This window comes from Vibrio sp. 1978 (genome assembly GCF_033344345.1).
On record NZ_JAWPOP010000939.1, the window covers coordinates 1 to 534 of the forward strand.

The following is a 534-nucleotide window of genomic DNA, read 5'->3' on the forward strand; positions in this document are numbered from 1 at the left end:
CCCACACCACTTTGCCGGACATGGAGATAAAGAAGTCCTGCATTAGGTGGGAAAGTTTCAAGTTCTTAGAAGACACCGCTTTGCTCACCACTTTGCGCGTGAGTTTAGCCAGTGCACGAGCAATCAATAAGATCAGCGCAAACACGAACAGCTGGAAGATATGCTGTGGTGCGTTTTCCGCAAACCAATCCACCGCGGAGTTTGACCAGTGACTGATGATGGACCACACCACTTTGGTGTCTAGCAAGTCGTGCGTGATGCTGCCTGTGATTTCAAAGATCTGACGCTTGTACTCCGACGTCTCAATGCCCATTTTGTCGCCGATCGACATCAGGTTACGCAAACTTTCCGTTGCGATATTCAGTCTCTGCTTCACGATCAGTTGGCTAAGTTGCAAAGACGCTTTTTCTGATTCAGGGCTGGATGAAAGCTGCGTACCGATGATTTCTGCTTGTTGACGCAGATACGCCATCGATGCCGATAGCAAACGCATGCGCTTATCTAGCTTGTCTTGCAATTCCGCTTCTGCACGCT

General features: G+C 49.3%; 1 pseudogene. It reads right to left on the reverse strand.

Going from position 1 to position 534, the window contains the following annotated elements:
- A pseudogene (locus R8N49_RS29970) lies at positions 1 to 534 on the reverse strand (mechanosensitive ion channel protein MscS); the annotation flags it as partial.